15 protein-coding genes are annotated in these 19926 nt (G+C 42.4%); 6 read left to right on the forward strand and 9 right to left on the reverse strand.

The features are described from left to right. Positions 1–210 precede the first annotated feature (210 nt). The 6 genes from AACU25_RS04140 to AACU25_RS04165 all read right to left on the reverse strand — a co-directional run bounded on the left by AACU25_RS04140 (position 211) and on the right by AACU25_RS04165 (position 5534). Positions 211–936 carry a phycobilisome rod-core linker polypeptide gene (locus AACU25_RS04140; RefSeq protein WP_096574038.1) on the reverse strand — a complete coding sequence of 242 codons (726 nt, stop codon included), beginning with the start codon at positions 934–936 and terminating at the stop codon, positions 211–213. Positions 937–1245: 309 nt separating this feature from the next. Continuing rightward, positions 1246–1857, reverse strand: a complete 612-nt coding sequence (locus tag AACU25_RS04145; protein ID WP_096574039.1) for a hypothetical protein — start codon at positions 1855–1857, stop codon at positions 1246–1248. Next, positions 1814–2446 (reverse strand): phycobiliprotein lyase, encoded by a 633-nt coding sequence (locus AACU25_RS04150; protein ID WP_096574040.1) that lies wholly within the window; start codon positions 2444–2446, stop codon positions 1814–1816. The genes AACU25_RS04145 and AACU25_RS04150 overlap by 44 nt, the downstream gene beginning before the upstream one ends. Positions 2447–3131: 685 nt before the next feature. After that, complete coding sequence (locus tag AACU25_RS04155) at positions 3132–3554, reverse strand: thermonuclease family protein (RefSeq protein WP_096574041.1); 423 nt, start codon at positions 3552–3554, stop codon at positions 3132–3134. 290 nt (positions 3555–3844) lie between these two features. Beyond that, entirely contained in the window at positions 3845–5056 is a 1212-nt protein-coding gene (locus tag AACU25_RS04160) for a chromate transporter (RefSeq protein ID WP_096574042.1), read from the reverse strand. Next, positions 5049–5534 (reverse strand): TolB family protein, encoded by a 486-nt coding sequence (locus AACU25_RS04165; protein ID WP_096574043.1) that lies wholly within the window; start codon positions 5532–5534, stop codon positions 5049–5051. The genes AACU25_RS04160 and AACU25_RS04165 overlap by 8 nt, the downstream gene beginning before the upstream one ends. 980 nt (positions 5535–6514) lie before the next feature. On the opposite strand from AACU25_RS04165, the gene nifJ reads away from it, so the two are divergent. Beyond that, positions 6515–10114, forward strand: coding sequence for a pyruvate:ferredoxin (flavodoxin) oxidoreductase (nifJ, locus tag AACU25_RS04170; protein WP_096574044.1), 3600 nt, complete (start codon positions 6515–6517; stop codon positions 10112–10114). A gap of 315 nt (positions 10115–10429) precedes the next feature. On the opposite strand, the gene AACU25_RS04175 is transcribed toward nifJ, so the two are convergent. From AACU25_RS04175 to AACU25_RS04185, 3 genes are all read right to left on the reverse strand, one after another. Continuing rightward, on the reverse strand, positions 10430–11560 hold the full coding sequence (locus AACU25_RS04175; protein ID WP_096574045.1) for a CO2 hydration protein: 1131 nt from the start codon (positions 11558–11560) through the stop codon (positions 10430–10432). Positions 11561–11848: 288 nt separating this feature from the next. After that, a complete protein-coding gene (locus AACU25_RS04180) occupies positions 11849–13348 on the reverse strand; it encodes an NADH-quinone oxidoreductase subunit M (RefSeq protein ID WP_096574046.1) in 1500 nt (499 codons plus the stop codon). A gap of 88 nt (positions 13349–13436) precedes the next feature. Continuing rightward, positions 13437–15293, reverse strand: coding sequence for an NAD(P)H-quinone oxidoreductase subunit F (locus tag AACU25_RS04185; protein ID WP_096574047.1), 1857 nt, complete (start codon positions 15291–15293; stop codon positions 13437–13439). 591 nt (positions 15294–15884) lie between these two features. Here AACU25_RS04185 and AACU25_RS04190 point away from each other — a divergent pair. From AACU25_RS04190 to AACU25_RS04210, 5 genes are all read left to right on the forward strand, one after another. Then, positions 15885–16193: a carbon dioxide-concentrating mechanism protein CcmK gene (locus tag AACU25_RS04190; RefSeq protein WP_009457333.1), complete on the forward strand. Its 309-nt coding sequence runs from the start codon at positions 15885–15887 to the stop codon at positions 16191–16193. 89 nt (positions 16194–16282) lie between these two features. After that, positions 16283–16627, forward strand: coding sequence for a carbon dioxide-concentrating mechanism protein CcmK (locus tag AACU25_RS04195; RefSeq protein ID WP_010995041.1), 345 nt, complete (start codon positions 16283–16285; stop codon positions 16625–16627). Positions 16628–16633: 6 nt separating this feature from the next. Beyond that, positions 16634–16936, forward strand: a complete 303-nt coding sequence (locus tag AACU25_RS04200) for a beta-carboxysome shell vertex protein CcmL (RefSeq protein WP_045871876.1) — start codon at positions 16634–16636, stop codon at positions 16934–16936. Between the two features lie 333 nt (positions 16937–17269). Then, positions 17270–18919: a beta-carboxysome scaffolding protein CcmM gene (locus AACU25_RS04205; RefSeq protein WP_096574048.1), complete on the forward strand. Its 1650-nt coding sequence runs from the start codon at positions 17270–17272 to the stop codon at positions 18917–18919. Between the two features lie 123 nt (positions 18920–19042). Beyond that, on the forward strand, positions 19043–19846 hold the full coding sequence (locus AACU25_RS04210) for a beta-carboxysome scaffolding protein CcmN (protein WP_096574049.1): 804 nt from the start codon (positions 19043–19045) through the stop codon (positions 19844–19846). The last annotated feature ends 80 nt before the right edge of the window (positions 19847–19926 follow it).

The following is a 19926-nucleotide window of genomic DNA, read 5'->3' on the forward strand; positions in this document are numbered from 1 at the left end:
AAAAATCAAGGGTTCAGGAGATGAAAAATCAGCAAGGTATTCAATTGGCATTCAATCTTAGGCATCAATATGGTCAATAATTCATGACTTTTGCCCGAATATTTATCGCCAATCATATTGACAAAATACATACCTTATCGAATGAATCAGCCCTGCCCTGCTCCCTGCTCCCTGCCCCCTTGCCAAGAAATTTGTGTCAGTTACAAATCCCTAGTACGGGCCAATTTGTGGGAACAAGCCAAAATAAGTAAGTAAAGATAAGGTTGCTATTACAGCCAGTCCAGAACCGATGGTCAATAACACCAAATCTCTGTTACGACTACGTAGGAAAGTTTGTAAATTCATGGGTATATAACCTCTGCGTGGTAGTTGATCGCGGTAATCAGTGTCGTAGCGCGCCATACGTTCAAAGGGTAACTCGCCTCTAGAACGCTGGGGTAAAATCCGCCGCCGTTGGAAAGGAACTGTATGATCACCAAAGTTATCGAGATATTCCTCACTGTTGAGCAGCTCTGTAATGAAACCTGCTATACCTTTAGTAGCAAGAACAATTGACCAAGCAAATTTTTCGCGATCGCTATAAATTCTCCGCCCTAAAACCCTTTGTACACAGATTTCTACAAAGCGGTAATTGTTGTTAACATCGTAATTCAGCCTTCTAAAGGAATCGGATAGAACCAATCCGCGAATAAATTCCCTCACGGTGATCATTCCTGTTCTCAGTTGAGATTCTAGAATGATTTGGCGATTACTAGACAGCATTTGCTGTTCATGAAAAATTTGCCGATAAGCTGCCAAAATCAAAGCATCCATTTCAGTCGCTGATGGCAGGTTGTCGGTTGTGTAAATTCTGGGTTTTTCATCACCAGGAATTTCAAAGCTAACAACACGCTGATTTTGAGATGAAGGAGTGTACTCCAACAAAGGAATCGACATGATAAACACCTTTACACTATTCGCGGACATGAAAAAGCACAGCATTGGTCGATCGATTTGACTCACACTCGATAACCGCAGCTTTTAATTCGCAGCCAATTGGCTGCTATCCAAATTCGGAATTTCAAAATTCAGAATAATCTTGTTTGGTAAATTCACCCTGTGATTTGCGAGAGAAAGCAGTAATTCGTAACACTTTATGAGTAATTTTGCTTATCTCTATCCAAACCATAAATTATCCCAATCTCTGGACTGAGCAAGATTGTTCTTCCCCCTGCTCGCTGCCCCTGATTCAATAGTCATGGGATATTAGTCTTCGTTAGCAGTCCCTGATTCTCCTCGCCAAAATGCTAATGGGTTCTGAGTGGGACGGCAATCAGGATAAAATCGCAGGTAAGATTCCATACCAGGTTGTAAAGGAGGAGGCGCAATACCCAATCCCAGGCAGAGGTGAGAGAGCGATCGCGCAAATTGTTGGTGATGACCGGGAGAGCCTACATGAGCATGGGCATATTCATGGACTACTAATCGCAGCCAGTCTGCCGGCACAACTCGTCCCACATCTATCAGAATGGTAATAGGATTTGTCTGAAGATTGCACAAAGCATCAATCCCAAAGGATTGAGCAATGGGAGCAGCAAAAATTTGAATCGTCGGTTGCTCCCAAGGGTGAAAACAATCATGGCAAGCCTGAAGACACTCTTCCAGTTCTTGGTTCACCGCATCAATATGTTCACAGATCCAGACACACAGAGATTTACGATTTTCTAAATCATACACCACATCGATCATCTCTGCATCAAGGGCTAGACTTCTCACTCCATAGAGATAGTCTAACCCTCGTGTAAAGGGATCTGTGCTGGTGGTGAAGATTAATTTACCAACCGAAGAAGGAGAAGTGTTTTGTGGGTTCAGCCGCATTGTTTATCTGATCGGGAGTCTGATTTGAGAGGTTAGCTTCATCCTGGTTAGAAGGAACCTCTGAAGCATCTGCAACCCGGAATTCGGTACAGAATGTGGCGGTGCTAAAACCACCAAATCTTTTAACAGTACTGCTTCTCATCCGGATGCTAGGACTCACAAACCAGAATCTCTCAATCGAACTCATGGTTTCATATTCGGTGATCAAGACTAATGCGTCTTCATCATCCATCTGATAGCGTCCTGCAACTGGGACAATTTCCGCATAGCCTCGTTCTCGCAGCAGCGATCCTTGACGGGGATTATCAACATCAGGAATCAGAGAAAACACTGTAGAACCTTCATGGTTTTCATCTTCTTTATCCCATCCCATTGCACCCTGCCAAGATACAAAGGCACCACCAATAGCCAACTTGGGGTCAACCTCATGGAGTTGGCAAATCTCGATCACTTTTGGATCGTCGGCAGCAAGGGCTTGAACAATAATATTAGATTCTCCCGCTTCAGATCTCTTGAAGGCTAGGTGGTGTGTAGTGCGTTGCGATCGCCATTTACCAGTACTTAGTTCAAAAAACTCCATTGCATCCATAAGCTACAGCTAACTCCAAACAAAAAGTTGAGTATCCCAATTCCTTATTAATTATAAAACTGCAAGCGCAATCCTAATTTCAATTACGCCTAAAGCTGCGTGTCATATTCTTTTAGCAAAGATTGTCAAAAGTCAAGAGCCAAGGAGAAGTACTGCGTCTCTTGGCACTCAAGGTTAATATCTATTGCTGCTGTGTCAGCAGAGGCGGAAGACTACGATTATTGCCTTCGTTCTGAAAAATTGAAGAATTTAATTTCTGCAAGTCCCCTAGCTTCTGGCTATAGAAGGGAATCGCTGTAGTTTATAAAATGTAAAGATAAACTACAAAAAATTTACTTTACTGCGATCGCTGTGAATCTCCAAACTGACAAAGACAAGCAACAAACCAACACCAGTACAAATATCGTGATAGAAACAGAGAAAATTCTTTGTTCTCATTGCCAGCGCACAGCTACAAATGGCATCAAATGTAAGGGAATCTGTGTGGCTGACAGTGACTATTAATACCCTGAATTATGGAAAGCAAGAGGGAGCAAGGCCCCTTTCTTTTATCCTCCGCGCCTTCTATGTGCTCTGTGGGTGAAAGGGATAGTCGCTCCGTCGCCTGGGGCATTGATAACATCTTTCCCATGCCCCATCCCCGATTCCCCATGCCCAAAAACTCCTGGATGGAGTTTTTCATTTTTTACCTTCCCTGATGAAATTGCTGCCATAATCCCAGACGCTTATTTTTGGCATTGGCTTCTGCAATTAAAAATTGAGTTTTGGTTTCGTTGCAAAACTCTAAAGATTCCTGATCGACAACAGCATTACCCTCTTCCACCAAACGCAGATTTACTGAGCGATTATCTACATATACTTCACCCAATGTACGCTCACCGTTCTCTAGATTTAAGCTTCTGATGACGACTCGGCTACCAGATGGTAGTAATTGTTTAAGTTTTTTAGTGGTAGCGGTAACATACTGCTGTTGAGTTTCTTTGGGCGTATTAATACAAGCTAATTTAACTGTTTTGGTTTGCCCAGTTTCATCTTTAAACCGAATTGTATTGCTATCTGCTATGCCAATTACTGTAGCCAGCACTAACATTAACTCTATTAAAGGCATCAAGTGTTTAGTATTGTTTTATGCATGAATATTAATTTTATAACCGTAATATCTCATAGATTGTGATTTAACTCACTCTTAAGCGTATTGCTACAGATGGGAAAAGGTAAAAGGTTAAAGGGACTTCCAACTAAAAAAATATACTATCGCTTTCTTGGCAGGGGGCAGGGGCAGGGAGCAGGGGTGAGAATAAAAATATTCTCGGACTATATTTGGATAATTTGTTTTCTAGAAGTCCCAAAGGTTTTCCTTACCTTTTTCCCATTCCCCATTTTCCCCTTCCCCAGTATTCACCCCCATAATAAGCGTGAAGCCAATCCGATCGCGCCTCCTGCTAGAACTAACCAAGCAGAATTGATTTTGAAGCGGAAAACAGCGATCGCACTCAATATTGCCAAGATAATCGTTAACCAATCTACCAGTGCGGCTCGTCCTAATGTATAAGTTACTCCTGCCATTAACCCTAGAGAAGCAGCATTCACTCCATCGAGAAAGCCGCTAGCCCAAGGTGATTGGCGTAATTTAGCCACCCAGGGATTAACTAACCATACCAACACAAAAGCTGGTAAAAATATACCAATCGTAGCTGCGATCGCCCCAGTGTTTCCTGCTAGCAAATAGCCGATAAATGTGGCGGTGGTAAAAACCGGCCCCGGTGTAAACTGTCCGATGGCTACTGCATCTAAAAGCTGCTGTGATGTTAACCAGTGGTTGCGCTCGACTAAATCCCGTTGCAGAAATGCCAGCAACACATAACCGCTACCATAAAGAACGCAGCCAATTTTCAGAAAGAAGAAAAAGACGTTAACCCAACCGACTGATGTGATTGCTGCTGTACTACCAACCTGGGAGAACAAGCTAGAAAAAGGTAACAGCCATACTCCGGTTGTTTTTCCTCTGGTTTGCCAATTTTTTACTAGCATAACGGCAATACCCAGCAAAATCAGCACCAGAATTTCATTCAAGCCAGCAAAGTAGGCTGCGATCGCAATTACTCCAGCAATGCTTGTCGGTACATCTTTAGCTGCTTTTTTACCCAAATTCCACACAGCCAAAAGTACAATCGCAATAATTACAGGTTTAATTCCATATAACAGCCATTCCACTTGGGGAACTGTTTGATAACGAGCATAAATTGCAGCTAATACCCAAACTATTACCATCGCAGGCAAAATAAAGCAGCTACCTGCAACCAGCAAACCACGCCAGCCGCCTTGCTCATAGCCTATGTGAATTGCTAATTCCGTCGAGTTAGGGCCAGGAATCAAATTCGTAATTCCTAGTAAATCCAGCAGTTTCTCTCGACTCATCCATTGACGGCGATTAACTATTTCATTGTCCATCATGGCGATATGAGCAGCCGGGCCACCAAAGGCGATCGTTCCCAATCGCAAAAACACCATTGCTATTTCCCTTAATCGCTGCTGCTGTTGTTTGCGAGTCAGAGTATGAAAGGAAACCGCCGCTTGCTCTGACTGAATATTCTCAGTTTCCTCAGTCACTATAGTTTGCCTGATGATTTGATGATGTTGACAGCATCAATATATCGAAATTCGATAACGAAAATCTATAATATTTTTCAGTCATGAGTTCTGAGTGAGTTTCCTGCTTGCGATCGCGTCCAGATAAAAAGGCAATGTTCTTACCATCCAGTGACCATAATGGAGAACTATCCTTGATTTTATTTTTGGTGAGATTTTTTAATTTTGAACCATCAGCATTCATTACATAAATTTCTTCATTACCAGGATTATCCAAACTCATAAAAGCAATCTGCTTACCATCTGGTGACCATTGTGGTTCTTCTGCTAGTTGAATTTTTGGAGTTAAATCGATGACTTGGCACTGAACATTAGCAGATTTTTGGGTAGAAATTTCCGCTTTAGCTGCTGTAAAATTCTTGCTATTACAGCTAGTCAGGCTAATTAGCGTTCCTAATAATAAAGTACAAAGCAGAGGACGACTATAAAAATTCAACATGATTATTCGCTTTAAAATTACAGCAATGTATTTTGATGATAAGTTTATTGATTAACTCAATTATCTTGACTAGTTAGGATGAAATTTTGTTCGCGTTTTTTACAAAATTACTAATAGATATATGAATCCAATTTTATTTCTTAATAAATCTTAGGTGATGCGTTACGCTATCGCTAACGCATCCTACGTGAACTTAAAAAATCATCAGTATGGAAAGCTGACAATGCGTAAAACTTTACCTTGAATATTACAACTACAAACTGTGAGCCAGCGATTCCGCATTTTTATCAATAGTAATTTTTATTCTTGAAATCTATGTAGGATGCGTTAGCGCAGCGTAACGCATTTGACACTGTAAGTCAGAAACTTTCCCCAAAGGTGTTGATGTATTAAGCATAAGCTATAACACATCTTAGATAATCTGGATTTCTGTATTTATGGATTTAATCCTAAATTTGATGATTGAAGTTATGATTACAAAATCATAATTTATAATTGCTATAAAATCTACAAACGAATCCAATAAATTAGGTAATCTGCTTAAAATTATTGAATAATTAATTCCCGCACCTCTACCCCCAAAACATTAATGTTTCGCCTGAAATCCATAGTCTAGAGGTTGAGTTTATATTGAGTACAAAATTAATATATTTATATATATATAGAAACCTTGTGAGATAATCATAAGGAATTAGAGATAAATATAGAGCTAAAATCTGCCCATAAATTGTAATTTTAACTTGAGCAGAAGACAGTTCTTTAAAAAAGAATATTGAGAAATACTATTGCCTGGGATTGGCTAACTCTAATTCATCTATTCATACATTCCCTAATTTTTAGTAGCAGGCAGTTATAAATAAAACCTAGTTGGCAATGACTGGAAAAAAGAGTCCAAATTATGGACTCTTGATGTTTATTTATGCCCTTCTACTGAGCAATGTGGCTATTTTCGCATCTGGCTGACAAGGCAGGAGTAAATGATGAACAAAACCTTTGCTACTATTGACGGGAATGAGGCTGTTTCCCGGATTGCTTACAAATTAAATGAAGTAATTGCCATTTATCCCATCACCCCCTCCTCAACAATGGGTGAATGGGCGGATGCTTGGGCGGCGGAAAATCGCCCTAACCTCTGGGGTACGGTTCCCAGCGTGGTGCAAATGCAAAGTGAAGGTGGCGCGGCTGGTGCGGTACATGGGGCGTTGCAAACAGGTTCCCTGAGTACCACTTTCACTGCATCTCAGGGATTATTGTTAATGATTCCCAATCTCTACAAAATTGCTGGGGAATTAACAAGTACAACAATTCATGTTGCTGCACGTTCTTTGGCTACTCACGCTTTATCTATTTTCGGCGATCATAGTGATGTGATGGCAGCCCGGGCTACAGGCTTTGCGCTGCTATGTTCGGCTTCGGTGCAGGAGAATCTGGATTTTGCCCTCATCGCCTATGCTGCAACTTTAGAGGCGCGAGTACCGTTTATGCACTTCTTCGATGGTTTCCGCACCTCCCATGAAGTGCAGAAAGTAAAACTACTTGCTGATGATGATTTGCGATCGCTCATCAAAGACAACCTCATATTAGCTCACCGCGATCGCGCCCTCACCCCCGACCGTCCAGTATTGCGGGGTACAGCCCAAAACCCCGATATCTACTTCCAAGCACGTGAAGGTGCTAACCCTTACTACAGCGCTACTCCCGCCATTGTGCAGCGCTTGATGGATGAATTTGGCGATCGCACTGGCAGGTATTATCAAATCTATGAATATCATGGCGCACCGGATGCCGAACGGGTAATTTTAATTATGGGTTCCGGCTGTGAAACAGTCCATGAAACCGTAGATTACCTCAACAACCAAGGCGAAAAAGTCGGTGTCGTCAAAGTTAGACTATTCCGCCCCTTTGATGTCGAAAGATTTATCGCAGCCTTACCTAATACTGTACAAGCGATCGCAGTTCTCGACCGCACCAAAGAACCCGGTAGCGCCGGCGAACCACTTTATTTAGATGTAGTAACCGCCATCCATGAAGCCAATCCAAAATCTAAAATCCGAAATCTCAAATCGATAGTTGGTGGTCGCTACGGTTTATCCTCAAAAGAATTTACCCCGGCGATGGTGAAGGGTGTTTTTGATAACCTAGCTTTACCTACGCCTAAAAATCACTTTACTATTGGGATTAATGACGATGTTAGCCATACATCCCTAAGCTTTGACCCGAACTTCTCCACGGAACCCGATAATGTTGTCCGGGCAATGTTTTACGGCTTAGGCTCCGATGGTACAGTGGGGGCAAACAAAAACTCAATTAAAATTATTGGGGAAGAAACCGACAATTACGCCCAAGGCTACTTTGTCTACGACTCCAAAAAATCTGGTTCGATGACGGTTTCTCACCTGCGCTTTGGCCCCCAGCCGATTCGGTCAACTTACCTCATCGACAAAGCCAACTTTATTGGTTGTCACCACTGGGGATTTTTAGAAAATATTGACATTCTCAAAGCAGCTATTCCTGGGGCGACTATTTTAGTAAATAGTCCATATAATGCCGATACTGTTTGGCAACATTTACCTGTAAAGGTGCAGCAGCAAATTATCGACAAGCACCTGAAGCTATATGTAATAAATGCGAACCAAGTAGCCCGTAATAGCGGCATGGGTGGGAGAATTAACACCATTATGCAGGTGTGCTTCTTTGCCTTAGCCAATGTTTTACCACAAGAAGAAGCGATCGCTAAAATTAAGCAAGCAATTGAGAAAACCTACGGTAAAAAAGGTGCAGAAGTTGTGCGGATGAATCTGCAAGCCGTAGATAATACCCTAGCTAACTTGCATAAGGTAGACATCCCCCAAACAATTCACCATCCCCAATCCCCAAGCGAAAATTCCCCATTACTCGACCAAGCCCCAGAATTTGTACGGGAAGTTCTGGGTAAAATCATGGTTTGGGAAGGTGATGATTTACCTGTCAGCACCCTACCAGCTGATGGTACCTTCCCCACAGGTACAACTAAGTGGGAAAAGCGCAACGTTGCTCAAGAAATTCCGGTATGGGATGAGGATGTCTGCGTTCAATGTAGTAAATGTGTGATGGTTTGTCCTCACAGCGCCATCCGTGCTAAAGCTTATCAACCCAGTGAATTACTTAACGCACCCCCCAGCTTTAAGTCAGTTGATGCCAAAGATAGAGACTTTGCCAATCAAAAATTTACCATTCAGGTAGCCCCAGAAGATTGTACAGGCTGCGCTATTTGTGTGAATGTCTGTCCAGCCAAAAATAAAACTGAACCATTGAAAAAAGCCATTAATATGGCAAAGCAGCTACCTTTGCGGGAACAAGAACGCAAAAACTGGGATTTCTTCTTAAGTTTGCCCAACCCCGACCGCAGACAACTCAAACTCAACCAAATTCGCCAACAACAACTGCAAGAACCATTATTTGAATTTTCTGGTGCTTGTGCTGGTTGTGGTGAGACACCCTATTTAAAATTATTAACCCAACTGTTTGGCGATCGCTCCGTCATTGCCAATGCAACTGGTTGTTCTTCCATTTACGGTGGAAATTTACCCACAACTCCCTGGACAACCAACGCTGAAGGTAGAGGCCCAGCTTGGTCGAATAGCTTATTTGAAGATAACGCCGAGTTTGGTTATGGCTTCCGCCTTTCTTTAGATAAGCAAGCAGAATTCGCAGCCGAACTACTGCAACAATTGGGGCATGGGGAATTGAGAATTCCTAGTGATTTGGTAGACTCGATTCTCAATGCTAAACAAGATACTGAAGCTGACATTTGGGAACAACGGGAACGAGTAGAAATCCTCAAACAAAAGCTAGATGAATTGTTGCAAAAGCCGAATTTCTCAATGCCCAATGCCCAATGCCCAATGCCCAATGCCCAAATCCAAAATCTGAAAGCGATCGCAGATTACCTAGTCAGAAAAAGTGTTTGGATTGTTGGCGGTGATGGCTGGGCCTATGATATTGACTTTGGCGGTATCGACCATGTTTTAGCTAGTGGTCGCAATGTGAATATCCTGGTGATGGATACAGAAGTATATTCCAACACAGGCGGGCAATCATCAAAAGCCACCCCAAAAGCAGCCGTAGCGAAATTCGCCGCTAGTGGTAAGCCTGCACCGAAAAAAGATTTAGGCTTAATCGCCATGACCTACGGTAATGTCTACGTAGCGAGTGTAGCTTTAGGCGCTAGAGATGAACATACCCTAAGAGCATTTTTAGAAGCCGAAGCCTTTAACGGCCCATCGTTGATTATTGCTTACAGCCATTGCATCGCTCATGGCATCAACATGACCACAGGCATGAATCACCAAAAATCTTTGATAGAATCTGGAAGGTGGTTGCTGTATCGGTATAATCCTGAGTTGCAGAAACAAGGTAAGAATCCCTTGCAATTAGATATGAAAGCACCGAAGCAATCGGTAGAGCAATCAATGTATCAAGAAAATCGCTTCAAAATGCTCACCAAGAGTAAGCCGGAAGTTGCCAAACAATTGCTAGAACAAGCGCAAGCGGAAGTAGATGCGCGTTGGCTAATGTATCAATATTTGGCTAATAAGTAATAGGTAATTGGTAATGGGTAATGGGTAATGGGTAATTGGAATCTTATTACCATACCTCAATTATTGAAAGCGAGGAGAAACTTTATTTCCTTGTGGATGACGGTTCGGGTGATAATTTTTCGTCGTGATTTTGGAGTTTTAGAGACGCGATGAATCGCGTCTCTACAGGATTTAAAGGTCAATCGATTTGTCTTATCCGAACCGTATTCGATGAACAGGGATACTCACACCATCGCTTCGGGTTTGTGGCGGGACACAGTAACTTTTTCCTATGTCCTATGCCCAAAAACTCCACCCACAAGAGGGTGGAGTTTTTCATTTATTAACTTCTAACAAGCGAGAAGTTTGGAAACGTTCCATCCACTTTTCTAAATAGACTTGATTAGCTTGTTGTTCTGATGGATCTTCGCTATCTAATGAATAAGGCATTAATCCCAAAATCGTAGCTGTAGTTACACAGAACATTGACTTTTGGAAAGTAATACAAATTTGCACTAACAAATCATCTTCACCCCGACGACTGCGGCGATATACTTCATGCAAATACTCTGGCAAATAATGCCGCATATCCTGCATTAATAAAGTGGGAGGAATGCCCGCGCTACCAATAGGTAAAGGATCTGCATATAATGCACCATATTGAAAGCGCGATTGATCGGGGGGAATTTGATATGCTTGGGCATTATATGTAACTGTGCCAGAGAAAGGCGTTCCCCGGAAGAAAACAGCTTCTACATAAGGTATTGCTGTATCTGCTAAAAAGGTTAAACCAAGTTTCTTCGGCAGGAGTTCATAAACTTTGTTATCAATTTTGACTGCGTAAGTAATTGGCTTGCTGGCATCAGCAACTAAACCTGCTTTAATATGTTCTACAACTTGGGGAATGGTTGTGATTTTTCCTTGGTCATATAGGTCTGATAAAGTCAGGAAGATATCAGCCATTACCCGCCAAAATTGCCCCAAACCACTGTAATATGCAGAAACACGCAACTGTTCAATTAAGAAATCGGGAAACAGTTGGTGCATTGCCATAACTAAAGGATTGTTTTTAAATTTAGCCGCAATTACAGCTTGGGCGGCTGCTTGAAATTCTTTTGTATCTAAATATGCGTCCAGTCCACCGCCACCGTGCCACATCATGGACTTCATACAATATTCGGCATATTCAAAATTAATTCTGTCATGCCACCAATGACGAAATAATTTTTGCCAACTAAATTCACCATTAAAGTATTTAAAAAATGGGAAAAATACTAAAAATTGATGTTCAGCAATGTAGATGAGATTATTGGAGTAAGCATCTAAAACTACGCCATAGCTTTTCAGAATGCCAACTACTTCTAAAACGTTCTGTGGGCTATCGGTAAGTAGTGCTTCTCCTGTTTGCAAACGCTTGATAAACTCACCCAAAGGGTTGTTATATGGTTTCTTTTTGATAGTGACCATTGGCAGTTTCTCCTAGTAATTTAAAATATGATTTTTTCAAGCTTGATTTTTTATTAAAATGGGGAAATTAAGTAATTTTTATCTGCTTTTATCAATTGTTAATAATTCATCACCTATAAAATAAATAAGTCGGTATAAATCAACATCAATAGGCTGTAAAAACTTACTAATTACAAAAGACAAAGAACAAATGATAGCCCTGACTAGTTATCTTTAAATGCAACGCCCTACTTACATGATTGAGTTTGCAGTCAAGATGATGCAAGACTACAAACCCAATTTGGTATTTTAATTTTTGCTTTGATGATCCAAAGCCACAGTGACTACGGTGTTTTGTGTATTCACCATTGCTGTGATTGTTGGTTCAGTCCAGCGCGCTAACCAAGAGGGTTGGATACCAAAAATTACAATCACTACAGCTAATACTATCGATGGTAGGCGATCGCTCCAATATACCCTTGGTAGATTGACAACTTGCTCGGATAAGCGTCCAAAAAAGGCTTTATTCACCAGGATTAAGAAGTACACGGCAGTCAAACCTGTACCAATCATACATAACAAGGTCTGCACGGGAAAAGCTGGGAAACTACCCCGGAAGATGACAAATTCGGAAATAAATCCGATCATTCCTGGGATTCCCGCACTAGCCATCACTCCTAAAACCATTAAGCTACCAATTACAGGCATACCTCGTTCTGGATTGAGTAGCCCCCGGATGACATCTAAGTTACGGCTACCAGCTTTTTTATAGACAATCCCTACCAGTAAAAACAGCAGTGCTGAAATCAAGCCGTGGCTGATCATCTGCATAACGGTGCCTAAAATGCTTAACTGTGTAGCTGCTGCCGCCCCTAAAAGGATATAGCCCATGTGTCCAATGGAACTATATGCCACCATTTTTTTCATATCTTTTTGGGCGATCGCGCAAGATGCACCATAAAGTACACTGACTACAGCCCAACTCGCTAACCAGGGAGCTAAATAAGTCCAAGCTTCTGGCAATAAGTTCATGCCAAACCGCAGTAAGCCATAAGTTCCTAATTTCAACAATACCCCAGCCAATAGCACAGAAATGGGTGTGGAAGCTTCCACGTGAGCATCTGGCAACCATGTATGGAAGGGAACTAGAGGAATCTTAATGCCAAAACCAATTAAAATTCCGGCTAGTAACAAAAGTTGGGTAGCTAATGGTATTGTCGTGGCATTCAAAGAACCGAGAGCAAAGTTAGGCGCACCACTCAGCCAAACTAGACCTAAGAAGCTGGCTAAAATCAAAATTCCTGAAAGTGCAGTATAAATCAGGAATTTTGTAGCTGCATAACCCCGTTTTTCACCACCCCAAATTGCAATCAACAGATATAGGGGTATGAGTTCAACTTCGTAAAATAGGAAAAATAGCAGTAAATCCTGGGCGATAAAAGCGCCAGTTACCCCAGCACTTAGCAGCAGTATTAAAGAGTAATATAATCTCGGACGTTGCAGAGATTCATCACTGCTGTAGATGGCAATGCAAGTTAACAAGCCGTTTAAAACCAGCAAAGGCAGAGATAAGCCATCCACCCCTAAATTATAATTTAAACCTAAGGCATCTACCCAAGGTAAGAATTCTACAAACTGTTGACTAACTTCTCCAGGATTAAATTGAATTGCTAAAATTATCGACCAGACAAAGGCGATACTGGCAATTACAAAGGCTATCCCACGGGAGTTTTTACCATTTACCCCCGGGGGCCATAAGCTAATTACAACAGCACCAATTAATGGCACTAAAATCAACGCACTCAGCATACACAGAACTATTTAAGGATATGAGGAAGGAGGGCAGAGAGGAAGAGCAAGCAGCGGCGATAAATGATTATTGCCTATTGACAAATGACTAAAAAGGCAACTTATCCAGTAGTCCTAATGACCAGCTAATGAAAAAGCCCAAGACACTGACCACGAAGAGTATAGTCAGCATATAACCTTGGGATTGTCCAGAAATGCTGTATTTTAAACCTTGCCCGCTGAGGATGGCAGCAAATCCCACCAAGTTGACTAAGCCATCGATCAAATAGCGATCGCTCCATGCGGAAATTTTCGATAGGATGGCTACGGCACTAACTACAGTGACTTTATACACTTGGTCAATGTAGAAGTCGTAACCCAACAAGTCTTGGATAAATCTCCATGCTAGGATTCTTGACCTTGACCATGCTTTGTCTAGATACATTACCGAGCCGATTGCTACCCCGACTAAGGTTGAGGAAAGTAATATCGCTACTACATACCAGTTAATGCTTTCCCAACTAGGAAGTAAGTACCATTGCTGTAGCATTACGGGTAATAACAGAGTAAAGATGGTCAGTGTGACCATTGGGAATGCCATTTGCCAACCTATTTCAGGCGCACGGCGGGTTTTTTGTTGGGGTGTACCCCAGAAAATATACCTAAATACTCTAGTTAAATTGAGTGCTGTTAAGCCATTAACTATCACCAATACACCAATTACCCAAGGGCTAATATTCACAAAGCCATCAGCCCAAGCCAGCATTGCCCAAAAGCTACCTAGTGGTAGTAGTGTCACCATCCCTGCTGAACCGACAACAAAGGCAGTGGTTGTAGCTGGCATCCTTGACCATAAACCACCCATCTCTGTAAGGTTTTGGGTGTGGGTAGTAGAGATAATCGAACCCGAACTCATGAATAATAGAGCTTTAGCGATCGCATGAGTTAACAGCAACATCAAGGCTACACCTCCTTGCTGTAAACCCATTGCCAAAAATACCAAGCCCATGTATGCACTAGTGGAATGAGATAGTGCCCGCTTGATATCAATTTGTGCTAAGGACACTAATGTTGCACCAATTGCTGTCACCGTACCCATAATTACCAAGGCATTCAACGCCACCGGAGACAGTGCCAACAAAGGCTGCATTTTATATAGCACATAAGCACCACCTGCTACCACCAATGAGTTCCGCAGTATAGAAGCAGGGTTAGGCCCTTCCATCGCTTCATCTAACCACAGATGCAGAGGGAATTGAGCACATTTACCAGCAGGCCCAGCAATTAAAGCTAATCCTAATAATGCAGAAGTGACTGGATCTAAGCTGGCTGTTTGTGCCCATTCAGATAAATCAGAAAAGTTCAAACTACCAGCTAGGCAAGAAAGGGTCACTACCCCCATCAGCAGTAACAAGTCTCCGACCCTTTTTGTCCAAAATGCGTCCCGCGCTGCAGTCACTACTAAGGGTTGTGCATACCAAAATCCCACCAGCAAATATGTGGAAAGCGTGAGCACTTCCAACAGGGCATAGCTGAGAAATAGAGAATCACTAATGGCTAAACCACTCAGCGCCGCCTCGAAAAATCCGATCAGCCCAAAAAACCGCGCCAACGCCCAGTCTTTTTCCATATAGCCTAGGGCATAAGTTTGTGCTAAGAAACTTAACCCTGTAATCAGCACCGTTGCCCCAACACTCACGGGGGAAATGTCTAAGGCAAAGGATAAATCTAAATCTGCGACTTTGAACCAGTTAATTATCACTGTTTCTGGCTCTTTATCCCAGATATTTTGAAATATCAACAGGCTATGGATAAATGCGGCAATGGTCGTCAACAAGTTGAAGTATGCTGCTGGTCTTGGCCCTGTTCGCCGAATAATTCCCATGGCCCAGGGCAAGGTCAAAATAGCACCTATTAAACCATAAAAAGGCACAAACCAACTTGTAATGTAGAGAAAATGATCCATTTAAATTTCCTTTGACGACTCAGTATGGAATGCCTTGTTTTAAAACCAGTTTTATTAAATATATTTTCTCTAATTAGCTTGCCATTAGATCGCTAGCAAAAGTGAATATAACAGAATAAAAATATTTAATTCCTAAACTACAGTTGACTTGTAGGATGGGAATTCTTACTTTTACATTTTCAATTTATATGTATTATTAGTAAAACTTATCAGCCTTTTAGCCTCTAGCTTGGAGACAATAGATAAATCCACCAAAAGCATTACTGGCAAAGGTTATAGGCTCTTTTCAAATCTCTTGAGAAGAAATTACAAACTTTATTAATAGAAGTTTGACAAATGTAATTAAAAAATTATAAAGCTTAATTGACCGCTCTAGCAATCCGTAAAATTTCATCAACTAAATGACAGCATTAATTTTTGTTAAGTTTTCTTAAACAATTTTATTATAAACTATTATAGTGATTTATATTGCCAGGAACGCCAAGCTTTCCTATGCTTATTTTGGAAGTGTTTTCTTAGCTCAAGATGAGCTTCCCCGTCAAAAATTTCAAAGCTCAGTACTGATTGGATTAATTTTGTAGGAGTTCTGCGATGCCAATTGCAGTTGGAATGATTGAAACCAAGGGCTTCCCCGCAGTAGTAGAAGCTGCTGATGCGATGGTGAAGGCCGCCCGTGTAACATTAGTAGGATATGAAAAAATTGGTAGCGCACGAGTCACAGTAATTGTGCGGGGCGACGTATCGGAAGTGCAAGCCTCAGTTGCCGCTGGGGTAGAAGCAGCCAGAAGAGTAAATGGTGGGGAAGTAGTATCAACTCACATCATTGCCCGTCCCCATGAAAACCTCGAATATGTATTACCGATTCGGTATACAGAAGCCGTAGAACAGTTCCGCACTTAAAAACCCATTAATAAAATAGATTAACGGGGTTGCCTTCTTGAGTGCTTTTGTTGTCCAGAGTGAAAAACTGTCATTAAGGATTAAAACTAATGTCGATTGCAGTAGGAATGGTAGAAACGCTGGGCTTTCCCGCAGTAGTAGAAGCCGCAGATGCGATGGTGAAAGCAGCTCGCGTTACCTTAGTAGGCTACGAAAAAATTGGTAGCGGTCGCGTCACAGTTATCGTTCGGGGAGATGTTTCCGAAGTTCAAGCCTCAGTTGCCGCAGGCGTAGAATCTGTAAAGCGAGTTAACGGCGGACAAGTACTGTCTACCCATATCATTGCTCGTCCTCACGAAAACTTAGAGTATGTCCTGCCAATTCGTTATACAGAGGATGTAGAGCAGTTCCGGGAAAATGTCAACGCCATTCGTCCTTTCGGCAGAAGACCATAATTTGTAATGCAAATTGCTAAAGTCCGTGGCACAGTAGTTAGCACGCAAAAAGAACCAAGTCTTCGAGGTGTGAAACTACTGTTGTTGCAATTAGTAGATGAAGAAGGAAACCTCCTGCAAAAATACGAAGTAGCAGCAGATATTGTAGGTGCAGGAGTAGACGAATGGGTACTGTTCAGTCGTGGTAGCGCAGCTCGTCAAGTTCCTGGAAACGAAAATCGTCCGTTAGATGCAGCAGTGGTGGCGATAATTGATACTATTCATGTTGAAGATCGTCTCATTTACAGCAAAAAAGACCAATACCGTTAGTCATTAGTCATTGGTCATTAGTCATTGGTCATTGTTCATTAGTTACAGTTCATTAGTCCCAAAAATATGACAAAGGACAAAGCGCAAAGTCGAGCCAGTCGTGTGGCGGTGAGTGCAGCCACACGTGCGGCTGTGCCGCCGAGTGGACTACCGCTCGCGTAGCGTATCCGAAGGATTCACCCGAAGGGGTCTCCCGACTTGAACGAACTGGCGTTGAGCGGAGGTTTCCTCCGACCAGAACTTTGTAAGAGATGACAACTGACAAAGGACAACTGACAACTGACAAAGGACAACTGACAAAGGACAACTGACAATTTTAGGAGGAATCTCGCAATGGCAGTCAGCAGCACGGTGGCACCCCCAACCCCGTGGTCGAGGAACTTAGCTGAGCCAACAATCCATGAAAGCACATTTGTACATTCTTTTTCCAAGGTAATTGGAGACGTGCGAATAGGTGCCAACGTAATCGTTGCTCCGGGGACTTCGATTAGAGCGGATGAAGGTACACCTTTTTTCATTGGTGAAAATACTAATATTCAAGATGGTGTCGTAATTCATGGGTTGGAGCAAGGCCGAGTAATTGGTGATGACCAAGAAGAATACTCGGTATGGATTGGTAAAAATGCTTCTATTACCCATATGGCCCTGATTCACGGGCCTGCTTATGTTGGTGATAATTCTTTTATAGGCTTTCGCTCTACGGTATTTAATGCCAGGGTGGGTGCAGGTTGCATCGTGATGATGCACGCTTTAATTCAAGACGTAGAAATTCCCCCTGGTAAGTATGTACCTTCGGGAGCAATCATTACTACTCAGCAACAAGCTGACCGTTTACCAGATGTCCAATCGCAGGATCAGGAATTTACCCATCATGTAGTGGGAATTAATCAGGCACTGCGAGCTGGATATTTGTGCGTTGCAGATAGTAAATGTATTACACCCATTCGGGATCAAATAAAAAAATCTTCTACAGGTAATGGCATTACTGTTTTAGAGCTAGAAAGGAGTAGTGAAGTGGCAAGCGGTAGTTTGAGTGCAGAAACAATAGAGCAAGTACGCTATTTGTTACAACAAGGATACAAAATCGGTACAGAACACGTGGATCAAAGACGTTTCCGTACTGGTTCTTGGACTAGCTGTCAGCCAATCAATGCTAGATCAATTGGTGAAGCCATCTCAGCATTAGAAACTTGTTTGGCAGATCATGCTGGTGAGTATGTGAGATTATTTGGCATCGATAATGGCAGAAGACGTGTCCTCGAAACCATTATCCAACGCCCAGATGGCGCTGTTTCAGCACCTTCTACCTTTAAGGCTCCTAATAATTCCTCTAATGGTAGCTACAAAGCCAATAGTAACGGTAACGGTTCTGGTGGCGGACTAAACACAGAAACAGTAGAACAAATCCGTCAGCTGTTAGCAGGTGGTTACAAAATTGGTACAGAACATGTAGATGAGCGCCGCTTCCGCACCGGTTCTTGGCAAAGCTGTAGTCCCATTAACTCTACCTCCACCAATGAAGTGATTGCGGCTTTAGAAGATTGTATCAGCAGCCATCAAGGTGAGTATGTCCGGTTAATTGGTATTGACCCCAAAGCTAAACGTCGGGTATTGGAAAGCATTATCCAACGTCCCAACGGTCAGGTTAGTCCATCTAGCAGCACAAAATCTTTTACTAGCAGTGCGCCTACAGCCACAGCTACAGCCACCGCAACTAGCACCCGTTTGAGTGGAGAAGTCATCGATCAACTACGGCAATTACTAGGTGCTGGGTATAAAATTAGCGTTGAACATGTAGATCAAAGACGCTTCCGCACTGGTTCCTGGACAAGCACAGGCCCCATTCAAGCCAATTCTGAAAGAGATGCGATCGCAGCTATAGAAGCAGCCCTCGCTGAATACGCCGGAGAATATGTGCGCCTCATTGGTATTGACCCCAAAGCCAAGCGCCGGGTATTGGAGACAATTATCCAACGCCCATAGCTAGGAAGGATGAAGTCTAAAGGATGAAGTAGCTTGTGGTTAGCCACTTTTGAGGAGACTACATCCTTTAAACTCATATCTTCTTTATTTCCTAATTTTCCGGCTTCCGAGGTTAGAATTTCCATGTCTGTGCCGCCACTGCGCCTCAGCAACAACTTTGACTCTTACATTAGTGGCGAGGTGACTATTCATCCAAGTGCAGTACTTGCACCTGGGGTGATACTCCAAGCGGCTGCAAACGGCAAAATCATCATAGGCCCAGGAGTCTGTATTGGCATGGGGTCGATTCTGCAAATTGATGAAGGAACCCTAGAAGTAGAAGCAGGAGCAAACTTGGGAGCCGGTTTTCTCATGGTTGGTCAAGGTAAAATCGGAACAAATGCTTGTATTGGTTCAGCAACCACAGTATTTCACTGTTCAGTTGCACCAGGACAAGTAATTCCGCCTGGTTCAATTTTGGGAGATAGTAGTCGGCATATTGGTGGTATTACACCGGAACCATCAGCAAGTAATGTTTCTACAAATACGCAGGGGTTGAGAGAACAAAAAACTCTGATTGGGAGGCGAAGGAACAAGGAACAAGGTAGCAATGGGGAAACAACTACCTCCTCTACTACTCTCTCTGGTGGATTTTACCTGGAGTTACAACACCAATCTAGTTCTGAAACTCAACCTGCTAGTAATTTGTCAAATGAGTCTCCGGCTTTAGAAGAAAACCCATCATTGGGGAGTTCTGAGCTAGAAGCAGCCGCAGAAGCCTCACCAGAAAGCAGCCAAGAGTCACAATCAACTCAACCTGCTACCGAATCACCCAACACTTTTGGGACTCAGATTTATGGTACGGGAAGTATTCAAAGGCTGTTAGTTACACTCTTTCCCCACCGACAATCTCTAAATGAACCCATCTCTGACGAGCAGTCTGAATAAGTGTTAATTGTAAGATGTCATCTGAAGTATGAAGGATGAAATTCCTGCTAATTCAGGAGTTTAATGATTATATATTTTCA

Source organism: Tolypothrix tenuis PCC 7101, assembly GCF_963874875.1.
Taxonomy (GTDB): domain Bacteria; phylum Cyanobacteriota; class Cyanobacteriia; order Cyanobacteriales; family Nostocaceae; genus Aulosira; species Aulosira tenue.

Bases quoted from the DNA above. Each gene is read 5' to 3' on its own strand.
- AACU25_RS04140 (WP_096574038.1), bottom strand. From the start codon at position 936: ATGTCGATTCCTTTGTTGGAGTACACTCCTTCATCTCAAAATCAGCGT.
- AACU25_RS04145 (WP_096574039.1), bottom strand. From the start codon at position 1,857: ATGCGGCTGAACCCACAAAACACTTCTCCTTCTTCGGTTGGTAAATTA.
- AACU25_RS04150 (WP_096574040.1), bottom strand. From the start codon at position 2,446: ATGGATGCAATGGAGTTTTTTGAACTAAGTACTGGTAAATGGCGATCG.
- AACU25_RS04155 (WP_096574041.1), bottom strand. From the start codon at position 3,554: ATGCCTTTAATAGAGTTAATGTTAGTGCTGGCTACAGTAATTGGCATA.
- AACU25_RS04165 (WP_096574043.1), bottom strand. From the start codon at position 5,534: ATGTTGAATTTTTATAGTCGTCCTCTGCTTTGTACTTTATTATTAGGA.
- nifJ (WP_096574044.1), top strand. From the start codon at position 6,515: ATGAACAAAACCTTTGCTACTATTGACGGGAATGAGGCTGTTTCCCGG.
- AACU25_RS04175 (WP_096574045.1), bottom strand. From the start codon at position 11,560: ATGGTCACTATCAAAAAGAAACCATATAACAACCCTTTGGGTGAGTTT.
- AACU25_RS04180 (WP_096574046.1), bottom strand. From the start codon at position 13,348: ATGCTGAGTGCGTTGATTTTAGTGCCATTAATTGGTGCTGTTGTAATT.
- AACU25_RS04185 (WP_096574047.1), bottom strand. From the start codon at position 15,293: ATGGATCATTTTCTCTACATTACAAGTTGGTTTGTGCCTTTTTATGGT.
- AACU25_RS04190 (WP_009457333.1), top strand. From the start codon at position 15,885: ATGCCAATTGCAGTTGGAATGATTGAAACCAAGGGCTTCCCCGCAGTA.
- AACU25_RS04195 (WP_010995041.1), top strand. From the start codon at position 16,283: ATGTCGATTGCAGTAGGAATGGTAGAAACGCTGGGCTTTCCCGCAGTA.
- AACU25_RS04200 (WP_045871876.1), top strand. From the start codon at position 16,634: ATGCAAATTGCTAAAGTCCGTGGCACAGTAGTTAGCACGCAAAAAGAA.
- AACU25_RS04205 (WP_096574048.1), top strand. From the start codon at position 17,270: ATGGCAGTCAGCAGCACGGTGGCACCCCCAACCCCGTGGTCGAGGAAC.
- AACU25_RS04210 (WP_096574049.1), top strand. From the start codon at position 19,043: ATGTCTGTGCCGCCACTGCGCCTCAGCAACAACTTTGACTCTTACATT.